The organism is Ensifer adhaerens, from assembly GCF_002007205.1.
Classification (GTDB): Bacteria; Pseudomonadota; Alphaproteobacteria; order Rhizobiales; family Rhizobiaceae; genus Ensifer; species Ensifer adhaerens_D.
In genome coordinates this window covers 1,452,616-1,473,460 of the sequence record NZ_LAZS01000005.1, presented here as the reverse complement: position 1 = coordinate 1,473,460, position 20,845 = coordinate 1,452,616, and the positions used below count along the sequence as shown (strand labels likewise).

At 62.3% G+C, this 20,845-nt stretch carries 18 protein-coding genes; 7 read left to right on the top strand and 11 right to left on the bottom strand.

Annotated features, from left to right (window positions below):
* The first annotated feature begins 1 nt into the window (after position 1).
* The 4 genes from mce (at position 2) to XB14_RS10915 (ending at position 4,214) form a co-directional block, all read left to right on the top strand.
* A complete protein-coding gene (gene mce / locus XB14_RS10930; RefSeq protein WP_077961558.1) occupies positions 2–406 on the top strand; it encodes a methylmalonyl-CoA epimerase in 405 nt (134 codons plus the stop codon).
* Positions 407–536: 130 nt separating this feature from the next.
* Positions 537–806 (top strand): DUF1467 family protein, encoded by a 270-nt coding sequence (locus XB14_RS10925; protein ID WP_077961557.1) that lies wholly within the window; start codon positions 537–539, stop codon positions 804–806.
* Between the two features lie 749 nt (positions 807–1,555).
* Positions 1,556–2,884 (top strand): proline--tRNA ligase, encoded by a 1,329-nt coding sequence (proS, locus tag XB14_RS10920; protein ID WP_077961556.1) that lies wholly within the window; start codon positions 1,556–1,558, stop codon positions 2,882–2,884.
* A 19-nt stretch (positions 2,885–2,903) separates the two neighbouring features.
* Positions 2,904–4,214 (top strand): lipoprotein-releasing ABC transporter permease subunit, encoded by a 1,311-nt coding sequence (locus XB14_RS10915; RefSeq protein WP_077961555.1) that lies wholly within the window; start codon positions 2,904–2,906, stop codon positions 4,212–4,214.
* A 151-nt stretch (positions 4,215–4,365) separates the two neighbouring features.
* Here the strand turns inward: XB14_RS10915 and XB14_RS10910 are convergent, their stop codons facing one another.
* Positions 4,366–4,827, bottom strand: a complete 462-nt coding sequence (locus XB14_RS10910; RefSeq protein WP_077961554.1) for a DUF5680 domain-containing protein — start codon at positions 4,825–4,827, stop codon at positions 4,366–4,368.
* 79 nt (positions 4,828–4,906) lie between these two features.
* The gene (locus tag XB14_RS10905; protein ID WP_077961553.1) at positions 4,907–5,479 is read right to left on the bottom strand and encodes a hypothetical protein; all 573 of its coding nucleotides are present in this window, start codon (positions 5,477–5,479) and stop codon (positions 4,907–4,909) included.
* A 415-nt stretch (positions 5,480–5,894) separates the two neighbouring features.
* Between XB14_RS10905 and dnaE the strand changes: the two genes are divergently transcribed.
* Positions 5,895–9,392 (top strand): DNA polymerase III subunit alpha, encoded by a 3,498-nt coding sequence (gene dnaE, locus XB14_RS10900; protein WP_077961552.1) that lies wholly within the window; start codon positions 5,895–5,897, stop codon positions 9,390–9,392.
* A 102-nt stretch (positions 9,393–9,494) separates the two neighbouring features.
* On the opposite strand, the gene XB14_RS10895 is transcribed toward dnaE, so the two are convergent.
* From XB14_RS10895 to XB14_RS10880, 4 genes are all read right to left on the bottom strand, one after another.
* Entirely contained in the window at positions 9,495–10,724 is a 1,230-nt protein-coding gene (locus XB14_RS10895) for a L,D-transpeptidase family protein (RefSeq protein WP_077961551.1), read from the bottom strand.
* Between the two features lie 139 nt (positions 10,725–10,863).
* Positions 10,864–12,156: a DNA polymerase IV gene (locus tag XB14_RS10890; protein WP_077961550.1), complete on the bottom strand. Its 1,293-nt coding sequence runs from the start codon at positions 12,154–12,156 to the stop codon at positions 10,864–10,866.
* Positions 12,157–12,324: 168 nt separating this feature from the next.
* Positions 12,325–12,966, bottom strand: coding sequence for a hypothetical protein (locus XB14_RS10885; RefSeq protein WP_077961549.1), 642 nt, complete (start codon positions 12,964–12,966; stop codon positions 12,325–12,327).
* 2 nt (positions 12,967–12,968) lie between these two features.
* The gene (locus XB14_RS10880; protein WP_077961548.1) at positions 12,969–13,238 is read right to left on the bottom strand and encodes a DUF3572 domain-containing protein; all 270 of its coding nucleotides are present in this window, start codon (positions 13,236–13,238) and stop codon (positions 12,969–12,971) included.
* A 156-nt stretch (positions 13,239–13,394) separates the two neighbouring features.
* On the opposite strand from XB14_RS10880, the gene XB14_RS10875 reads away from it, so the two are divergent.
* Positions 13,395–13,766: a response regulator gene (locus XB14_RS10875; RefSeq protein ID WP_003537642.1), complete on the top strand. Its 372-nt coding sequence runs from the start codon at positions 13,395–13,397 to the stop codon at positions 13,764–13,766.
* Between the two features lie 17 nt (positions 13,767–13,783).
* Positions 13,784–15,151: a PleD family two-component system response regulator gene (locus XB14_RS10870; RefSeq protein ID WP_077961547.1), complete on the top strand. Its 1,368-nt coding sequence runs from the start codon at positions 13,784–13,786 to the stop codon at positions 15,149–15,151.
* A 678-nt stretch (positions 15,152–15,829) separates the two neighbouring features.
* Here XB14_RS10870 and rpmG read toward each other — a convergent pair.
* From rpmG to rnr, 5 genes are all read right to left on the bottom strand, one after another.
* The gene (rpmG, locus tag XB14_RS10865) at positions 15,830–15,997 is read right to left on the bottom strand and encodes a 50S ribosomal protein L33 (RefSeq protein ID WP_034795357.1); all 168 of its coding nucleotides are present in this window, start codon (positions 15,995–15,997) and stop codon (positions 15,830–15,832) included.
* A gap of 93 nt (positions 15,998–16,090) precedes the next feature.
* Complete coding sequence (locus XB14_RS10860; protein WP_077961546.1) at positions 16,091–17,275, bottom strand: MFS transporter; 1,185 nt, start codon at positions 17,273–17,275, stop codon at positions 16,091–16,093.
* Between the two features lie 13 nt (positions 17,276–17,288).
* Positions 17,289–17,993 (bottom strand): NUDIX hydrolase, encoded by a 705-nt coding sequence (locus XB14_RS10855; RefSeq protein WP_077961545.1) that lies wholly within the window; start codon positions 17,991–17,993, stop codon positions 17,289–17,291.
* Positions 17,990–18,445, bottom strand: a complete 456-nt coding sequence (locus XB14_RS10850) for a DUF983 domain-containing protein (protein ID WP_077961544.1) — start codon at positions 18,443–18,445, stop codon at positions 17,990–17,992. Before XB14_RS10850 ends, XB14_RS10855 begins: the two co-directional genes overlap by 4 nt.
* 25 nt (positions 18,446–18,470) lie before the next feature.
* The gene (rnr, locus tag XB14_RS10845; RefSeq protein WP_077961543.1) at positions 18,471–20,843 is read right to left on the bottom strand and encodes a ribonuclease R; all 2,373 of its coding nucleotides are present in this window, start codon (positions 20,841–20,843) and stop codon (positions 18,471–18,473) included.
* Positions 20,844–20,845 lie beyond the last annotated feature (2 nt).

The window sequence follows — 20,845 nt, the reverse complement described above, 5'->3', positions numbered from 1 at the left end:
AATGCTCGGAAGAGTGAACCACATCGCCATCGCCGTGCCGGATCTTCACGCCGCCGCCGAAAGCTATCGCTCGACCCTCGGTGCCTCCGTCACCGAACCGCAGGCCTTGCCCGAGCACGGCGTCACCGTCGTGTTCGTGGCACTTGCCAACACCAAGGTCGAACTGCTGGAACCGCTCGGCGAGGGCTCGCCGATCGCGGCCTTCCTGGCAAAGAACCCCTCGGGCGGAATGCATCACATCTGCTACGAGGTGGAGAACATCCTGTCGGCGCGCGACGCGCTGCGTGCCGCCGGTGCACGGGTGCTGGGCGATGGCGAGCCGAAGATCGGGGCGCACGGCAAGCCCGTGCTCTTCCTGCATCCCAAGGATTTCCAGGGCACGCTGATCGAACTCGAAGAGGTGTGACAGTTGATCGCGCGATCGCGGTTTGTGCGATCGGGCCGGCGGCGCTATAAGGCGGACGGAATGTCGCGGAAGTCGCGGCGAAACGCGGGTTGCTCGCCGTCTTGCCGATCGCCTTCACCGGGAGCTTGAAATGCCGCTTTTTTCGACCTTTGCCATCTACTTCATCATCTGGTGGATTACGCTCTTTGCCGTGCTGCCACTGGGCGTGCGCACCCAGGCCGAAGAAAACAGCGTCGTTCCCGGCAGTGTCGAGAGCGCGCCGGCAAGGTTCAACGCGAAACGCGTCGTGCTTTTGACGACGGTAATTGCGGCCGTCATTCAGCTGGCCTGGTACATCGTTTCCGTGAGGCTCGGCTACGGCATCGATTCCATTCCGCGTTTCTACCCAAAATTTGATTGATTAGTTAGCGCGGCCGCCGCACGGGCCGGTCGCCCGGATGCGACAAGTTCTCTGCAATTTGATGGGCGCATCCACGCCTTGACACGGCCATGCACATGCCTGCGGACAAAACCCGAGCAATTGCAGGATTGACCGCCGTGAAATTGACATAGTTCAATTTTGTAACGTGCTTCGCGCTGATGTCGCTTGCTGAAAAGCAAAAAAAAACAAGGCTGAAAGCCTTGTTTTTCAAGTTTCGCGTGATCTTTAATCCGTTTCCGGCGGCAGCGACTAGGCGCGCCTAAGATCTTATCCTCCCAAGACTTGACCGCGAAAGTCGGCAAGAATTTAGTCTTCATGCCTGTTTTGTGAGCCGAAACTAGCCCAAACATTGGGCGCTGTCATCCTGTTTTTTTGCATTTTTGCTACAGTCGAGTAAAATATTCCCGTTGACAGTTCCTGTCGTAATATTGTTACTAGCGTGCTCTTTTGACGCAGGATCAGCCTCGCGTTTCCCCTCAAAATCCGTGGATGCTTTCTCTGCCCGTGAGAACAGAGAGCAGGGTTTTCTTCCGCCTGCGAAGCAGCTATGAACGCAAGGCTCATAAAGGTTCCCTGCCGGCTCCACCGGTGATGGAAAACGAAAGAGCCCCGACCCGAGAAGCAGCGGTCGCCTTTACCAATCAAAAGGTGAAGCCGGCATCTAAGCTCAACGTCATTTCGCCCGAATCCGCCGATAGTGCGACGTTCATCAAGTTCTGGAACCCGTCATGCGCCTGTCCCGCTTTTTCATGCCCATCCTCAAGGAAAATCCTAAGGAAGCGGAAATCGTTTCCCACCGCCTCATGCTCCGTACGGGCATGATCCGGCAGCAATCCTCGGGCATCTATACCTGGCTGCCACTGGGCAAGCGGGTTCTCGACAAGGTCAATGCGATCATCCGCGAGGAGCAGAACCGTTCAGGCGCTGTTGAACTCCTGATGCCGACGCTCCAGTCCGCCGAGCTGTGGCAGGAGAGCGGCCGCTACGACGCCTATGGCAAGGAGATGCTGCGCATCAAGGACCGCCAGGACCGGCCGATGCTCTACGGTCCGACGAACGAGGAAATGATCACGGATGTCTTCCGCTCCTATGTGAAGTCCTACCGCGATCTGCCGCTCAACCTCTATCATATCCAGCTGAAGTTCCGCGACGAGATCCGTCCGCGCTTCGGCACCATGCGCTCGCGCGAATTCCTGATGAAGGATGCCTACTCCTTCGATCTCGACCGGGAAGGGGCCGAACACGCCTATAACCGCATGTTCGCCGCGTATCTGCGCACCTTCGCGCGCATGGGGCTTCGCGCCATTCCGATGCGCGCCGACACCGGCCCGATCGGCGGCAACCTCAGCCACGAATTCATCATCCTCGCCGACACCGGCGAATCCGAAGTCTTCTGCCACAAGGACTTCCTCGGCTTCGACATTCCGGGCGAAGAAACCAACTTCGATGACGTCGCCGGCCTGAAGGCGATCTTCGACAAGTGGACCTCGCGTTACGCGGCGACGTCGGAAATGCACGACGAAGCAGCCTTCAACGCGGTGGCCGAAGGCGACCGCCTGTCGGCCCGCGGCATCGAAGTCGGCCATATCTTCTATTTCGGCACCAAGTATTCCGAAGCCATGGGCGCCAAGGTTCTCGGCCCCGACGGCAAGGAGCATGCGGTCCATATGGGCTCCTACGGCATCGGTCCGACCCGCCTCGTGCCGGCGATCATCGAAGCCTCGCACGACGACAACGGCATTATCTGGCCGAAGTCGATCGCCCCGTTCGATGCCGTGATCATCAATATGAAAGCGGGCGATGCGGCTTGCGACGGCGCCTGCGAAACCATCTACTCGAAGCTCGGCAATGCCGGATTCGACGTGCTTCTCGACGACCGCGACGACCGTGCCGGTGCGAAGTTCGCAACCGCCGATCTCATTGGCGTTCCCGTGCAGGTGATCGTCGGTCCGCGCTCGATCGCCAATGGCGAAGTCGAGCTCAAGGATCGCAAGACCGGCGAGCGCGAAACGATGACCGTCGAAGCGGCGATCAACAAGCTGATCGCAACGAAGTGATGAGGCGAGGGAAGGCAGGATGACCGCCGTGACTGAAAATCAGGTGCAGGCCGCAGCGCAGCCTGAAAAGTCCTCCAGCCGACCCTTTTCCGCCTTCGAGCGCATGGTGGCCTGGCGCTACCTGCGCTCGAGACGCAAGGAAGCCTTCATCTCTGTCATCGCCGGCTTCTCGTTCATCGGCATCATGCTCGGCGTGGCGACGCTGATCATCGTCATGGCCGTCATGAACGGTTTCCGTACCGAGCTGATTTCCCGCATTCTCGGCATCAACGGCCACATGATCGTCCAGCCGATCGACGGGCCGCTCGACAACTATGCGGATCTGGCGACGAAGTTCTCGGGCGTCAAGGGCGTCACCATGGCGATCCCGATGGTCGAGGGCCAGGTGCTGGCGCAAGGGATCGGCGACAGTTCCACGGGCGCGCTGGTGCGCGGCATCCGTGCCGATGACCTCAGCAAGATGAAGTCGGTTTCCGACCATATCCAGTCCGGCGATCTCGTCGGCTTTGCTTCCGGCTCAGGTGTGGCGATCGGTTCGCGCATGGCCGAGCAGCTCGGCATTCAGGTCGGCGGCACGATCACACTGACCTCACCCAACGGCGACGTGACGCCGCTTGGCATGAACCCGCGGGTGAAGGCCTATACCGTCTCGGCGATCTACGAGATCGGCATGTCGGAGTATGACGCGACGATCCTCTTCATGCCGCTTGAGGAAGCGCAGCTTTTCTTCAACGCCGAAGGACTGGTCCAGTCGATCGAGATCTTCGTCGAGCATCCCGATGTCGTCGAGGAACTGCGCCAGCCGATCGAGGACGCGGCCGGACGGCAGATCTTCATCACCGACTGGCGCGACCGCAACAAGACCTTCTTCTCCACGCTCGAGGTCCAGAGCAACGTAATGTTCATGATCCTGTCGCTGATCGTGCTGGTCGCGGCGCTCAACATCATCTCCGGCCTGATCATGCTGGTGAAGGACAAGGGCAGCGATATCGCGATCCTGCGGACGATGGGCGCGACCTCGGGCTCGGTGATGCGCATCTTCTTCATGACGGGGGCTGCGATCGGTGTTGCCGGAACGGTCGCCGGCGTGGCGCTCGGCGTCGTCGTCTGCCTCAACATCGAGTCCATCCGCCAGTTCTTCTCGTGGATCTCGGGAACGACGCTGTTCAGCCCGGAGCTTTATTTCCTCAACCAGCTCCCGGCCGACATGAACGCCGACGAGACCGTGCTCGTCGTCGTCATGGCGCTCACCCTTTCCTTCCTCTCCACGATCTTCCCGGCCTGGCGCGCCTCGCGCCTCGATCCGGTGCAGGCCCTGCGTTACGAATGACAAGGACGGTGATTTCGACGCGCTGGAGGCAAGACCGCCGCGTGACGATCGCGGACGCCAAGGCCGTCGAGAGGAAGTAACCGCGGCCGCGGCCTCAACGACTTGCCCGTCCTCACCGGTCGTCCGTCGCACCTGGCGCCGGGTGTTGACGTCATGGCTTGATCATTCCGCCGCGATAATCCAACTCGTAGGCCTCCTCGCCATCGACGAAGATGACCTCGTGCCCGGAAAAATGTGCGGTGTCGCCACGGCTGTTGTCGATGTAGTAGCCATGGGCGTGCCGGAACTCGGTGCCACCGAGGAAATGCCGCTTCTCCCGATACATCGCCTGAAGTGCTGCCTTGATGACGAGGCCTGCCTTTTCCCCGTCGATGAGTTCAGGACGGATGATCCGACCGAAATAGTTCATCGCCCAGTGTGGCTTGTCGTCGTGCCAAACGGTCTCCTGTCCGGCGAAATCGGTCCCGCCGAAATAGCTGTCGAGGTAGCGCCAGCGATCCCGCTCGTAGCCGTGGGAGCCCGGGCGTGACGACGAGCGTCGCCCGCCGCCGCCGACATAGGTGTTTGATTTGGCTTCGACGATGAAGTCTCGGAGTGGTTCGAGCGCGGCCATGATTGTTCCTCATACGTTCGCGGAGAAGGATGTCGCGATCCGTCGAGGTTGTAAAGAACAAATAGAGAACAGTACCCGATTATTGCAGGCCGCAGGCCTTCTGGCCACGATCGTCGGACCAGTCCTTGAGAAGCACGAGCTCGCCCTTGGTTGCCACCGGCTTGTCGTTGGATTTGCCCTTGCCCGTCAGCACGTTGAGGTCGCATTGCGACGTGTTGTCCGGATCGAGCGTGTCGTAGGACGAATAGGTGTAGCCGGCGACCACGAACTCGAAATTGCGATAGGCGACCGTCAGTTTCTGTTCCCAGCGATCCCGTCCGACGGCATCGTTGTGGCTGGTGATGAGCAGCGAGCCGCTCGGCAGCGCCGCGATCGACGGTGACTGTCCGGCGAGTTCGAACTGACCCCAGACCTTGTTCGTAATCGATGATTTCAACGTGAGCGCACCATCGTCGCCAGCAAGGTAGAGATAGACGCCGTTGTCATCATCGCTGCCTTCGGTGGGCCGCACGATGAGCGCGAGATCCTGGCTGCCGTCCTTGTTCCAATCTCCGATGGCGGCGGAGACGATGCGGGCAGGGTCGATCACCTCCGTCGCGGAAGCGGCCGTCGAAAACAGAAACAGCAAGGGCAGGATCAGGCGTGCATGCATGTCGAAACGCTCCGCTCGGTTGTTCCTCTTGATAGGCGGACGCAGCGTTTTGCTCAAGCCCGCGGTTGCGGGTGAACCTGCACTCGCTTGCCCTGTTAACCATCGTGAAGAGAGTGGCGTCGCTCGGCTTGACGCGTGAACAAAAATGGAACAAAGTAAAAACATAACGGAAAAGGAGCCATGTTATGACTGATTTTGTTCGTGACCTCGCCGCCTTCACTTCGATGAGCCTGTTCATCGCAAGTATCTCATTCATCGCGCTCGGCCTCTGAGGGCGCGGATATCTCCTCTCAAGCACCCTCCGTAAAAGCGCCTCTTACCGATTGAATAAGGGGGACGACATGTCAGGGGAAACTGGACATGGCGGGCGATAAACGGGATATCCTTCCGACTGGACAGGAATCAGGGTGCGACGATGGCAGACGACAGCAAGGCAGCATCGAGTGAGGCGCTCGGCACGGATCCGCAATTCGTGCATCTGCGGGTCCACTCCGCCTTCTCCTTGCTCGAAGGCGCTTTGCCGCTGAAGAAGGTCATCGGCAAGGCGGTCGCCGATAACCAGCCGGCGATCGGGATCGCCGACACCAACAACCTCTTTGCTGCCCTCGAATTCTCGCAGAAAGCGGCCGGCGACGGACTGCAACCGATCACGGGCTGCCAGCTGTCGATCGACATGGAAGACGAGACCGAGGGAGATCGGCGCGGCCATGGGCATCAGCTCGCCAAACTGCCGTCGATCGTGCTCATCGCCGCCACCGATGACGGCTATACGCGCCTCGTCGATCTCGTCAGTCGCGCCTATCTCAGCGGCGAGGGCAGCCAGGCGACACGCATCACCCGCTCCTGGCTAACCGAATGCGGCACCGAGGGCTTGATCGCGCTGACCGGCGCATCCGGCGGCCCGGTGGATATCGCCATGAAGGCGGGTTCGACGGCGCTCGCCGAGGCGCGCCTTGAAGCCTTGCATGATCTCTTCGGTGATAGGCTCTATATCGAACTGCAGCGCCACGGCGGCTACGACCGCCGGCACGAGAGCCGGATGATCGAGCTTGCCTACAAGTTCGACATTCCGCTCGTCGCCACCAACGAAGCCTTCTTCCCGTCGCCCTCCGACTACGACGCACATGACGCGCTGATGGCGGTCGCGCACAACGCCATGGTTTCGGATGACAGCCGTTTCCGTCTGACGCCCGACCACTATCTCAAGAGCCGCAAGGAAATGGCGGCGCTTTTTGCCGATCTGCCCGAGGCGCTGGAAAACACGCTCGAGATCGCCCGGCGCTGCTCCTTCATGCTGAAGACCCGCGGTCCGATCCTGCCGCGTTTCACCGGCGCGACCGCAGACCCGGAGGAGGCCGAACGCGCCGAGGCCGACGAACTGCGTCGCCAGGCGGAGGAGGGCCTCGAAGACCGTCTCGCCAGGCTCGGCATGGCGCCCGGCTATAGCGAAGAGGAGTATCGCGAGCGCCTGGCCTTCGAACTCAGCGTCATCGAGCGCATGAAGTTCCCCGGCTACTTCCTGATCGTTGCCGACTTCATCAAATGGGCCAAGCAGCACGATATCCCGGTCGGACCGGGTCGCGGCTCGGGCGCAGGCTCGCTCGTCGCCTATGCGCTGACGATCACCGACGTCGATCCGATGCGCTTCTCGCTGCTGTTCGAACGCTTCCTCAATCCCGAACGCGTCTCGATGCCCGACTTCGACATCGACTTCTGCCAGGACCGGCGTGAAGAGGTGATCCGCTACGTGCAGCGCAAGTACGGCCGCGAGCAGGTGGCCCAGATCATCACCTTCGGATCGCTGCAGGCACGCGCGGCATTGCGCGACGTCGGCCGCGTGCTGGAAATGCCCTATGGCCAGGTCGACAAGATCTGCAAGCTGGTGCCGAACAACCCGGCCAACCCGACACCGCTCTCAAAAGCCATCGAGGAAGAGCCGCGCCTGCAGGAGGAGGCCGAGAAGGAGCCGGTCGTCGCCCGCCTTCTCGATATCGCCCAGAAGATCGAAGGCCTTTACCGCCACGCCTCGACCCATGCCGCCGGCATCGTGATCGGCGACCGGCCGCTGTCGCAGCTGGTGCCGATGTATCGCGATCCGCGCTCCGACATGCCGGTCACCCAGTTCAACATGAAGTGGGTCGAGCAGGCCGGGCTCGTCAAGTTCGACTTCCTCGGCCTGAAGACGCTGACGGTGCTGAAGGTCGCGGTCGACTTCGTCAAGCAGCGCGGCATTGAAGTCGATCTCGCAAGCATTCCGCTCGACGATCCGAAGACCTACGAGATGCTGTCGCGCGGCGAAACGGTCGGCGTGTTCCAGGTTGAAAGTGCCGGCATGCGCAAGGCGCTGATCGGCATGCGGCCCGACTGCATCGAGGATATCATCGCTCTCGTGGCGCTCTACCGCCCGGGCCCGATGGAGAACATTCCGGTCTATAACGCCCGCAAGCATGGTGAGGAGGAGGTCGAGTCGATCCACCCGAAGATCGACCATCTGCTCAAGGAAACCCAGGGCGTTATCGTCTACCAGGAGCAGGTGATGCAGATCGCCCAGGTGCTCTCTGGGTACTCGCTCGGCGAGGCCGATCTTTTGCGCCGCGCCATGGGTAAGAAGATCAAGGAGGAGATGGACAAGCAGCGTGCCCGTTTCGTCGACGGCGCCGTCAAGAACGAGGTCTCGAAGCCTCAGGCCGACCTCATTTTCGACCTGCTCGCCAAGTTCGCCAACTACGGCTTCAACAAGTCGCACGCGGCCGCCTACGCCATCGTGTCCTACCAGACCGCCTATATGAAGGCGCACTATCCGGTCGAGTTCCTGGCGGCGTCGATGACGCTCGACATGTCCAACACCGAAAAGGTCAACGACTTCCGCCAGGACGCCAAACGCCTGGGCATCGAGGTCATCGCCCCGTCGGTACAGACCTCGTTCCGGCATTTCCAGACGGGCGAAAGCCGCATCTATTACTCGCTTGCAGCGATCAAGGGCGTCGGAGAATCGGCCGTCGAACACATTGTCGAGGTTCGAGGCGACAAGAGCTTTGCAAGCCTTGAGGACTTCTGCCTCCGGATCGACCCCAAGCTGCTCAACCGCCGTGTCTTTGAAAGCCTGATTGCGGCCGGCGCGTTCGATTGCTTCGGCTATGACCGGGCGGAGCTTGTCGGGGGGCTCGATCGTATTCTCGGATTTGCCCAGCGGGCCCAGGAAAACAAGACGAGCGGCCAAAGCGACATGTTCGGCGCAGGTGCCGCCACCGGGCCGGAGCGTATCGCGCTTCCGACCTACACGCCGTGGCTCGCTTCGGAAAAGCTGCACCGCGAGTTCCAGGTTCTGGGCTTCTATCTCTCCGCCCATCCGCTCGACACTTACAATGCGCTGCTCGCCAAGATGCGTGTGCAGACCTTCGGCGATTTTGCCGGCGCGGTGAAGAAGGGGGCGACCGCCGGAAGGCTCGCCGGAACGGTAACCTCGAAGCAGGAGCGCAAGACGCGCACCGGCAACAAGATGGGTATCATTGCCTTCTCCGATTCGTCCGGCCAGTTCGAAGCGGTTCTGTTCTCCGAGATGCTGCACCAGTATCGTGATCTGCTCGAGCCCGGAAAATCGCTCGTCATGACGGTCGCTGCCGAAGAGCGGCCGGAGGGTATCGGCCTGCGCATCCAGACGCTGCGCTCGCTCGAAGAAGAGTCGCTGCAATTGCAGAAGGCGCTGCGCGTCTATGTGCGCGATTCCGGACCGCTGAAGTCGATCGCCTCGCACTTGAACACGAAGGGCGACGGCCTCGTCTCCTTCGTCGTCATCAAGGACAATGGCCAGCGCGAGATCGAGGTGGAGCTGAACGAGAAATTCCGGATTTCGCCGGAGATCGCAGCAGCACTGCGCTCGGCGCCGGGCGTCATCGACGTCGAGCTTGTATGATCCTGGACCGTTCTTCGCCTGACCGAAGCGGAGTTGCGGCCGACAAGGTTTGAAGGCTGGTGACCGGCGGCGGGCCGGGTGCTGGTCTGCGGTCTCGCTGGATCAGCCGCCGGGACGCGTCCGGGTAATGGTGATGAAATCGGTGCCCTGGCCGGTCTCCAGCCCGCTCTCCATATCGGCGATCGAGAGCGATGAGCCCTCGGCGAGCAACGCTTCCACGCGCTTGCGGACATCGTCGGCTATCGTCATGCGCGCGAGCGTGCGCTGTATGCCATTATAGGCGAAGGGATCGGCCTCCATGGAGATGCCGAGCCGCTTCTTCGTCGGGGCGGACAAGTGGTTTTCGAGCGAGACACCGAACCACTTGCCTTCGGCACCTTCCTCTTCATTGTGCCGGAACTGGAGGAAATGCGTTCCGAGCGCTTCTTCCGGCTTGTCGATCGTGAGCCCCGCCTCGAAGAGCGGCTTGAACCCTTGCCGCACGAGGATCTTGCCGTTCTGCGGCGGGGTGCGTCCGGCCTTGCGCAGGAGCCTGTCGGTCAATTCCGGCGTCAGCTTGCCGTCACTATCGAGGCCTTCGCTCGTTTGAAAGTCGCGCAGCGCCGCGATCGTCGCCGGCCCGGCATGGCCGTCGATCTCCCCGGGCGCGTAGCCGAGGAAATCCAGGGACGCCTGAACCTCGCGCATGGTGTCGCGCGCGTCGCTCCGGGTGATCAGGATACGGATCGGCTCTTCCGTGGATCTGGCCGAATTGGCGCCGCCGGGCGGCTCCCGCATCGCCACTTCCACCGGCGTGTCTCCGGCCTGGCTGATTCCCGGTCTCAGCGGCACGTCGGAAAGCGGCGGCTGGATATCGATCGGAGCCGGGCGGAAGAGCAGGGCGCTCTTGACCTCCAAGGGCGTTATCTGCCGGTCCGAGATCAGCACGTGCACGCCGCGCTCGGTCATCTTGTAGAGCGAGGCAGCAAAGTCGCTCGGCAACCGCACGCAGCCATGCGAGGCCGGATAGTCCGGCACGTGGTTGGAGCCGTGCAGCGCAATGCCCGACCAGGTGAGCCGCTGCATGAACGGCATCGGCGCGTTCGAATAGATGTTCGACTTGTGATGGCGCCGCTTTTCCAGGATCGAAAAGATGCCCGATGGCGTCGTATGACCTGCCTTTCCGGTCGAGACCGGCGACGTCGCAATGACAGCGTCGCCGTCATAGACGACAAGCGACTGCTGGTCTTTCGAGACGATGATCTGCAGCGGCCCGCGACTGCCTGCAAAACCGGTGGCCGGCGATAGAAGCAGTGCGACGACGCTGGCGGTGAGAGCGAAACGCGATACCATACACTCAACCCAACACGTGACTTGGCGAACAAGCCTAGTCTTCAATCTTTAAGGAATTCATCCTGGTGTGTGTGGGGTCGATCAAGGTTGCGTGATTGCCTTGCGAGCGCGTGCTTGTCGGGCAAGCGCGCCTGCGGTTTCACGGATCGCGTTTTCGGGTGCCGAAGGTGTAGCCGGTCTCGACGCTGGCCTTGCCGAATTTGTCGCGCAGCCTGTTCATCGCGTCCTCGGCGGCGGCGCGCCGGGTGGCCGCGGGGTCGACGAGGTCGGGCGGGTCGGCGAGATCCGGGGCGGAGAGATCGCTGACGCCGATGCCGATCAGCCGGTACTTGGTTCCGTCCGCCTCTTTTTCGAGAAGCTGCAGACCGGTGCGGAAAATACGGTCGGCAAGGCGGGTGGGGCTGTCCAGGCGGCGGTTGCGGGTGCGGATCTTGAAGTCGGCAGTCTTGAGCTTGAGAACGACCGTCTGGCCGGCGAGCTCGGACTTCCGCAGCCGGTGGGCCACCTGCTCGCTGAGGCGCCTCAGATGCGTGACCAGGTCGTCGTAACGCGCGATATCGTCGTTGAACGTCGTCTCTGCGGAAACGCTCTTGGCTTCTCCGTCGATTTCGACCGCCCTCTCGTCGAGCCCGCGCGACAGGCGGAAGAGCCGCTGCCCCATCGTGCCGTAGCGGCGCATGAGGTCGCCTTCCTCCATCGTCTGCAATTGCCCGATCGTGCGCACGCCGTCGCGCTCCAGCGTTGCGGCAAAGGCCTTGCCGACGCCCCAGATCAGGGTCACCGGCTTTTCCCGCAGGAACTCCAGCGCCTCGGCCTGGCCGATGACGGAAAAGCCGCGCGGCTTTTGCAGGTCGGACGCCACCTTGGCGAGGAACTTGCAATAGGAAAGCCCGACCGAGACAGTAATGCCGATCTCCTGCTCGATGCGTCTGGCGAGCCGAGCAAGCGTGCGCGCCGGCGGATCGTGATGCAGCCGTTCCGTGCCGCTGAGTTCCAGAAAGGCCTCGTCGATCGACAGCGGCTGCACCAGCGGCGTCAGTTCCTGCATCAACGTGCGAACCTCGCGGCCGACACGCGCGTATTTTTCCATGTTGGGCTTGATCACCACTGCCTGGGGACAGGCTTCCAGCGCCTTGAACATCGGCATCGCCGAGCGCACGCCATGGATGCGGGCGACGTAACAGGCGGTGGAGACCACACCGCGCTTGCCGCCGCCGATGATAACAGGCTTGTCGGCAAGCTCCGGGTTGTCGCGCTTCTCGATCGAGGCATAGAAGGCGTCGCAGTCGATATGGGCCAGCGTCAGATCGTAGAGTTCCGAATGCTGCAGAATGCGCGGACTGCCGCAGGCAAGGCAGCGCCGCACCGACGCTGCCTGTTCCTTGAGGCAGTCGCGGCAGAAGCCTGGGGAGTGAGCAGCGCTGTCGGGCATATCGGGAACAAATATTGAACATTGCGACCTTAAGCTCTACTCTAGCGAGTCTCAAGGGAGGCGCGATTGGAAACCACAGTGCAATTGTCGCCATCGATGGGTGTCGCCGAGCGAGGCTCGCGTGGCGCCGGCGCGGCCGAATTTGCGCCGATGGACAGCCGATCTGGGCTAGCCGCGGAAGTGCGCGCGAATGGCCGCGGCTGCCTCCGGCCAGTCGGCAACGGCACGAATGTCGGCGTCGAGCTCAGGCGCAAGCGCCTTGAACTCCGACTCGACCATGAGGTTGATCGGCAGGCAGGACGGCGCGTGATCCTTCACCGACCGCAGGTTGCGAAGCATGTCGTCGATGAAGACCAGCGGGACGGTGCGGCTGCCGTGCAGCTTTTGCACGATCGGGCCTTTCGGCTCCTCGGTTGCCAGCAGCGGATAGGGCAGGCCAAGCTGGTCGAGAAGCGCGCGGCGAACCGCAGCATGCTGCGGCGGCATCGCGGTCAGAAAGACGATATCGGCTTCTCCCGACAGTGCGGCCAGCGTCTCGACGACGCCAGCGGCCGGCGTCTGCCAACGATCCTGCGAGCCGTAGAAGGCGTCGAGCAGGATCTTGACCTCCGCCTGTGCGACCGGCTGCTCGTCCGCTTGCGTGATGATGTTGCCGGTCAGGCGGAACGACCGGGGCACAAGGACGTGGCCGCAGCTCTCAAGGAACGCCTTGAACGGGTTGACGAATTCGAGCACGACATCATCGATGTCGCTGACGATCAGCGGGCGGTTTCCAAGCGCGATGCCCTGAACGGTCGGCGCGTTCGTCACTTTCAATCCTCGAAGCCTGCATGGCCGGAAAGCATCGTATGGGCGCGGACCACATCCTCGGGTGCCGTACCGGTCGCCTCGCAGAATGCCATCAGGGTCGGCTCATGGTCCATCAGAAAGGCGACGAGCCCGCCCATGAAGCCGGGTTCAGTGATCGCGTTGCGCAGCGCTGTCGGATCCGTGCCGGTCAGGGCCAGGAAACGGGACAGGAGCTCCGGCTCGCCGGCAAGCCAGGAGAGAATGTCGATGGCGATTTCGTCGGCGCTCTTCAATGGTTCGTCCCCGTATGGTTTTTACGTGCGCAGTTACCTATTTTTCAACCAAATAGGCCTATCTCTGACGTTGAGGAAATGGGTCGAGTCGTCGGCTCCTCACGTTAAATGTCCTGAGGGGACTTGCAAGGTGACGATGGACAGCAAGGGATCGACATGCCCAAACAGGTAATGATTGTTGAGGACAACGAGCTGAACATGAAGCTGTTCCGCGACCTGATTGAGGCCTCCGGCTACGCGACGATCCAGACGCGCAACGGCATGGAGGCGCTCGAGCTCGCGCGCAAGCATCGGCCCGATCTCATTCTCATGGACATTCAGTTGCCGGAGGTTTCCGGTCTGGAAGTGACGAAGTGGCTGAAGGAAGACGACGAGCTGCACGTCATTCCGGTCATCGCTGTTACCGCCTTTGCCATGAAGGGAGACGAGGAGCGGATCCGCCAGGGCGGATGCGAAGCCTATGTCTCCAAACCGATCTCCGTACCAAAGTTCATCGAGACGATCAAAACCTACCTGGGCGATGCCTGAGCGGCGGGAAAATTGATATGACTGCGCGTATTCTTGTTGTCGACGATGTACCGGCCAATGTGAAGTTGCTCGAAGCCCGGTTGCTTGCCGAGTACTTCGACGTGCTGACGGCCAACGATGGCTACGCCGCACTGGCGCTGTGCGAAAAGACGCCCATCGACCTGGTGCTGCTCGATATCATGATGCCCGGTCTCGACGGCTTCGAGGTCTGCGAGCGGCTGAAGGCGAACCCGAAGACGGCGCATATCCCTGTTGTCATGGTGACCGCGCTCGACCAGCCTTCGGACCGCGTTCGCGGCCTGAAGGCCGGTGCCGATGATTTCCTGACGAAGCCCGTCAACGATCTGCAGCTGATGTCGCGGGTGAAGAGCCTGGTGCGGTTGAAGAATGTCAGCGACGAACTGCGCCTGCGCGCCCAGACGGCGCAGACGATCGGGCTTGAAGATGTTGGCCGGGCCGATCGGCCTGACGAGCCCGGCAATGTCCTGCTCGTCGACGGCCGCGGCTCGTCACAGGAGCGGCTGCAGCGTGCGCTGAAGCCGATTGCCGATGTTTCGGTCATCTCCGATCCCCAGGCGGCCCTGTTCGAGGCAGCCGAGAACAATTTCGACCTCGTTATCGTCAACGCGAATTTCGACGATTACGATCCGCTGCGGCTATGCTCGCAGTTGCGCTCGCTGGAGCGCACCCGTTTCATCCCGATCCTGCTGATCGCGGAGCAGGGCAGTGACGAACTGGTTGTGCGCGCGCTCGATCTCGGCGTGACGGACTACCTGATGCGGCCGGTCGACCCCAACGAACTGATCGCCCGGTCGATGACCCAGATCCGGCGCAAGCACTGCAACGACAGGCTGCGGTCGAGCGTGCAGCAGACCATCGAGCTCGCCGTCACCGACGGCCTCACCGGATTGCACAATCGGCGCTATTTCGACACCCACCTGAAGCTGCTCATGGATCGGGCCGCAGCGCGCGGCCGGCCGCTGTCCGTCTGCATGACCGACATCGATCGCTTCAAGCAGGTCAACGACACCTATGGTCATGACGTGGGCGACGAGGTCCTGCGTGAATTTGCAAATCGCATCCGCGCGACCGTGCGCGGAGCCGATCTTGCTTGTCGTTTCGGTGGCGAGGAGTTCATTGTGGTGATGCCAGATACGTCGGCCGAAATGGCGGCCGGCGTTGCCGAGCGTCTGCGCACCATTATCGAAAGCCTGCCATTCCCGATACCGCAGGCCGACGGCCCCCTGAAGATCACCGCATCCATGGGAATTGCGAGCCTCAGGCTCGGTAGCGATACGGCCGAAGCGCTGCTGAAGCGCGCCGACACGGCGCTCTATCAAGCAAAGCACGAGGGCCGCAACCGCGTGGTAGCGGCTGCCGCCTGAGCCGCAGCCGCCAGGCTTTCCAGCGCCAGCAGCCCTCAGGAATTTCTGTGGCCGCCTCTTGCAGGCTGCATTCAAAGTTGTATTCTCGCGTCGCCTGTTGCTACCGGGGAGTTTGGGTGGCGGCAGGGATCATGCAGCGTGCCTGTCCTGGTCTGAGACAGAATTAACCATGCGCCAAGCGGCACCGCTTCGCGCATTAAGAATTCGTTGATTTTTTTTCATTTTCAGGTGATGCTCATGAACGAGGGGGCGTCAGCCTTCTGCGATATTCGTTACCCCATGATGCTCAGGTCCGCCGCATCTCCTGGGTCGTGGGGTCGGTCGGTTGGCTTTTGGCGTCCGCGGAATCCTCGTGCCGCAGTCAGAGGCCAGCCGACCCCCTTTCCGACGCGCCGTCCCGCCTTTGGGACGGCGTTTTGATTCCCGGGGAGGGGCAGCGAGGGGCCACGCATTCCACCGTCTCTTCCCGCGCGGCCTTGGCCGATGACGGCGCCTGGAGCATCCTGCTTCAAGTGGAGTCACTTACGGGCGGAAAGATGCTTTAGAATTAGAGTGCTAGAGCGTCCTTTGTGCGTTCGTATGAACGCACGGCGCTCTAGCGATCATTTCGATGCGCCAAAAGAAAAAGGCGCCGGACCATGCGGTCGGCGCCCTTCCTAACTTCGGAAACGGTCGATCTTACTTGATCTTCGTTTCCTTGAACTCGACATGCTTCTTGACGACCGGGTCATACTTGGTCTTCGTCATCTTTTCCGTCATCGTACGGCTGTTCTTGGTCGTGACGTAGAAGAAACCCGTGTCGGCTGTCGAAAGCAGCTTGATCTTGATGGTGGTGGCTTTTGCCATGGTCGTCCTGCCTTTGTAACAATGAAAGCCGTGGACAACCGGTTGCGGGCCACGGGCAAGGTTGGCGCGAAACTACAAATCGCGGCCGAAAAGTCAAGGCCGTTTTGGTTTCAAAACGATCCTGACCACCGAAAGCGCGACATAGAGACCGAAAAAGCCGGCGATCGCCCAGGCAAAACCGTTGTTGCCGGTGGCATCCATCGCGGCGCCGATGGCTTGCGGCCCGGCAACAGTGCCGACGGCATAGGAAAACACGAAGGCGGCGTTGGCGGCAGCGAGGTCCGCGCCCTGCAGTCGCGAACCTAGGTGACTGAGGCCGACCGTGTAGAGGCCGGAAACACAGCCGCCCCAGAACAGCAACACGATCGCCATCAGGAACCAGCTCTCGACCAGGAGCGGCAGGAACAGTGCGCCGACAAGGCCGATCAGCGTCATGGCAGAGAGCAGGGTGCGCCGGTCTTTGACGCGGTCGGAAAGCATGCCGACCGGGATCTGGAAGATGAAATTGCCGACTCCCATGACCGTCAGCAGCAGGGCGGCTTGCGATTCGCTGAAACCCGATCTCGTCCCGAAGATGAGGAATAGCGAGAGACCGCCTGATTCGACGGCGCCGAAAATGAACACGGCGGCCGTTGCCGTGGGCACGAGGAAGACGTAGCGCAGGAAATGCCGCTCGGGCTTCTCGTCGATAACAGGGCTCTCGTCGCGCGCAAGGAAGATCGGTACGGACGCCAGGAGGATGACGCCGGCGCCGACAAGAAAGGGCAGGATGCCTTCGCTGCCGAGGATCGAAAACAGCAGCGGTCCGGTGAGGAAGCCGAGAGACAGGAACGTACCGTAGATGCCGAGCACGAAGCCGCGCTTTGCCGGCGGCGCCGTAGCGTTGATCCAGAACTCGGAGAGAATGAAGAGGACGGTGATTGCCCCGTGGAAGACGATTCGGAGCGGGAACCAGAGCCAGAAGTTGGTGATGTAGTAGAAGCCGAGCGCACTCATCGCTGCGATCAGCACGGCCCACAGCATCGTCGGGGCAACGCCATGCCGATGGGCGAACTTGGTCGTGAAGGGGGCGGCCACCATCGACGCCAGCCCCGCCATGGCTGAGTTCAAGCCGATCAGCGTCGAGGAGATACCGCGCTTCTCCATGATGATCGATAGCAGCGGCAGGCCGAGGCCGATCGCGATGCCGACCGCGCTGATCGCGGCAACGGCGGCGATCAGTGACCGCCAGTGAATTTCCTCAACCGGTGCAGCCGTACCGGGCGATGGCTGTGACATCTGACGTGGGTCCTTAGAGCAATGTGCGCACGAAGCGCCCATGGCGCGAGGTGTAGAGCGGAACGGGTCGTTCGCAGGGCAGCGAAGGATCGGCGTCCAGTCCGTTCCTGAGGTCCGCGAGGATGACCGCGGTGATGTCAGGTATCCGTAGCGACGGCGTAGCGTTCACATCGATCCACTGCAAATCCTGAAGCTCCCGACTGTCCAGGAACCGCGTGGGATCGATTTCGGCCTCGTCGGCGAAAACGGCGAAGAAGCGCGTATCGAACCGCCTCGTGTTGCCTGGAGGGGTGATGGCCCGAGCCATATAGCGCAAGTTTGCAAGATCGGGAAGGAAGGGCACAGGAGCTGCCGCGGCCGGATGCGGCGCGCCAATGGCAATGCCGGCTTCCTCGTAGAGTTCACGCAGGGCGGCAAGCGCGAGCGCACGCGCCCGGGCATCCGACAGCCCGCGCGCACCGGCCACCTTGAGCGTTCGCAGGACGGAGGGATGGAGATCGGAGCCAAAGCCAATTCGGTGATCGCCGCTATCACGGCGTCCGCCGGGGAACACGTAGAGATCCGGCATGAAGGCGTGTGCACCGTGGCGCCGCCCCATCAGCACGCGCACGCGGCCGCCAACCCGATCGAGCAGCATGATCGATGCGGCATCCCGAGGCCGCAGGGTTACGGGACGCGGAGGCTTGGACTCGCTGCCGGTCTCCCCCGCCGGCGTCATGCCCGTTCGTCTCGCGGCGGCAGTACGTCCTCGGGCGCGTCCTCGTGTCCACCGAAACCATGCATCTTCAGCGCCCATTGCAGGCCGATGACGGCGCCCTTGACCGGCTGCAGCAGCGCCAGCGAACTGATGACGGTGATCGGTGCCCAGATGGCGAGGTGCTGCCAGCTGTTGAGCGGCAGGATGAGGTCGGTCGCCATGTAGCCACCAAGCACCAGGTGGCCGACGATCGTGACGACGATATAGGGCGGGAAATCGTCGGCGCGGTGGTGATCCATGCGCTCGCCGCAGGCCGCACACGTCTCAACCGATTTGAGGTAACTGCGAAACAGTTTGCTGCTGCCACACGCCGGACAGCGGCCGAGAAAGCCGCGCCTCATCGAAAGCCCAACGGAGCGCTCGTCGCTTTCGGAGCCGCCCAGATGGAGTGTTTCGCCTGCTGCTGCTTTCATGCCTATTCCTCTGCCTTGCGGGAGCCTAGCGCCTGCCTCTCGGCGGCCGAGTTCCCGGCTTCTTGCGGGCGCCGGTACGGTCACGCCGGCCGGACTTGTGGAAGGAGCGCGTCGCCGTCGGCATCTTGCGTCCCTCGCTCTGCATCTCGAACCGGAGCGCGCCCGCAAGCGGTACGGCCTCGACGAGCTTGACGCGTACGGGATCGCCGAGGCGATAGCCAAGTCCGGTCTTTTCGCCGGAGAGCGCCTGATGCGCCTCATCATAGATGAAGTAGTCGCGCCCGAGTGTAGATATCGGAACGAAGCCGTCGGCGCCATAGGCGGGCAGGGTGACAAAGAGTCCCGCCTTGGTGACACCGGAGACCCGGCCATCGAATTCCTCGCCGACGCGACCGTTCAGATGATGCGCGATCAGCCGGTCGACGGTGTCCCGCTCAGCCGCCATGGCACGGCGCTCGAAAGTCGAGATCTCGGCAGCGATGTCGTCGAGAACGGCTTCTTCCTGCGGCGTCAGTCCGCCTTCGCCGAGGCCGAGCGAGGCAACCAGCGCGCGGTGCACGATGAGGTCGGCATAACGCCGGATCGGCGAGGTGAAATGCGCGTATTTCAACAGGTTCAGGCCGAAATGCCCGATATTCTCGGGGCTGTAGATCGCCTGGCTCTGCGAGCGCAGCACCATCTCGTTGACCATGGTCTCGAAGGGCTTGCCTTCGGCCTTGGCGAGAATGCCGTTGAAGTGGTTCGAGCGCATGTTCCCGCCCTTGACGAGCGAGATGTCGAGCGTCGCCAGGAATTCGCGCAGGCTTTCCTGCTTGGCGAGCGACGGCTGGTCGTGCACGCGGTAGATCAGGACCTGGCGCTTCTGCTCCAGCGTCTCGGCGGCCGCAACGTTCGCCTGGATCATCATCTCCTCGATCAGCTTGTGGGCGTCGAGGCGTTCGGGAACGAAGACACGGTCGACCGTGCCGTCGGGCTTCAGGATGATCTTGCGCTCGGGCATGTTGAGCTCAAGTGGCTGGCGCCGGTCGCGCCCGCGCGTGAGGATGCGATAGGCCTCCCACAACGGCTTCAGGATCGCCTCGAGGATCGGCCCGGTCTTGTCGTCGGGGTTGCCGTCGATCGCCGCCTGTGCTTGCTGGTAGGAGAGCTTTGCCGCGCTCTTCATCATGATGCGATGGAAGGTGTGACCTGCCTTGCGGCCTTCCTTGGAGAAGCGCATGCGCACGGCAAGCGCCGGGCGATCGACGCCTTCCTTCAGCGAGCAGAGATCGTTGGAGATCCGTTCGGGCAGCATCGGCACGACGCGGTCGGGGAAATAGACCGAGTTGCCGCGCTTCAGCGCCTCGAGATCCAGAGCGGACTTCGGGCGCACGTAGTAGGAGACGTCGGCAATCGCCACAGTGACGATGACACCGCCCGGATTGTCTTCGGATGGATCCGGTTCGGCATAGACCGCGTCGTCGTGGTCCTTGGCGTCGGCGGGATCGATGGTGATGAGCGGCAGCGTGCGCCAGTCCTCGCGGTGCGCCATGGTGGCGGGACCGGCGGCATTCGCCTCCTCGGTCACCCGTTCCGGGAAGATGTGTGGGATGGCATGCGCGTGGATGGCGATCATCGAGATCGCCTTTTCCGAGGCGACAGAGCCGATGACGTTCTGCACCTGGGCGCGCGGCAGACCGTAGCGGCCGAGCCGCGACAGTTGCACTTCGACCAGGTCGCCGTCGGCGGCATTGCCGGTGAACTCCGGATCAACAAGGATTTCTTCGCCGCGCTTTTCGATCGGCATCAGGCGGCCGCCGCCGCCGGGTGTTGATCGGAAGACCCCGAGCACGGCATCCTTGCGTTTGTCCAGCACCTTGATGATGCGCGCCGTATAGGCAGGGCCGCCGCGTTCCTTGGCCGGGAAGATCTTGGCAAGCACGCGGTCGCCGAGACCGCCGACCGGCGCCTTGCCCTTACCCTTGGCGACAGCGGACTGCTTGATCAGCACCGCCGGCGCGACGCCGTCGTCATCGAGCCATTCGGCCGGGCGGCCGATCAACTCGCCGTCGACATCACGGATGGTGATGTCGAGCACGGTCACCGGGGGCAGGGCGCCCGGACGCACCAGCGATTTGCGCTTCTTTTCGACTAGGCCGTCGACTTCGAGCGACTTCAGCAGCGCCTTCAATTCGACGCGAGTGTCGCCCTTCAGCCCGAACGCCTTGGCGATCTCGCGCTTGGAGGCGCGATCGGGATTTTCGGCGATGAAGCGCATCAGCACGTCGCGCGGCGGAACCGCGCCGTGGATGATCGGTTCGCTTGGCTGGGCCGATCCGGCCTTTGCCGCGCGAGCAGGCTTCTTGCCCAGGCCTCTCTTGCCGGACTGCTCGGTCGGGTCGCGCGGTATTCTGGTCAAGA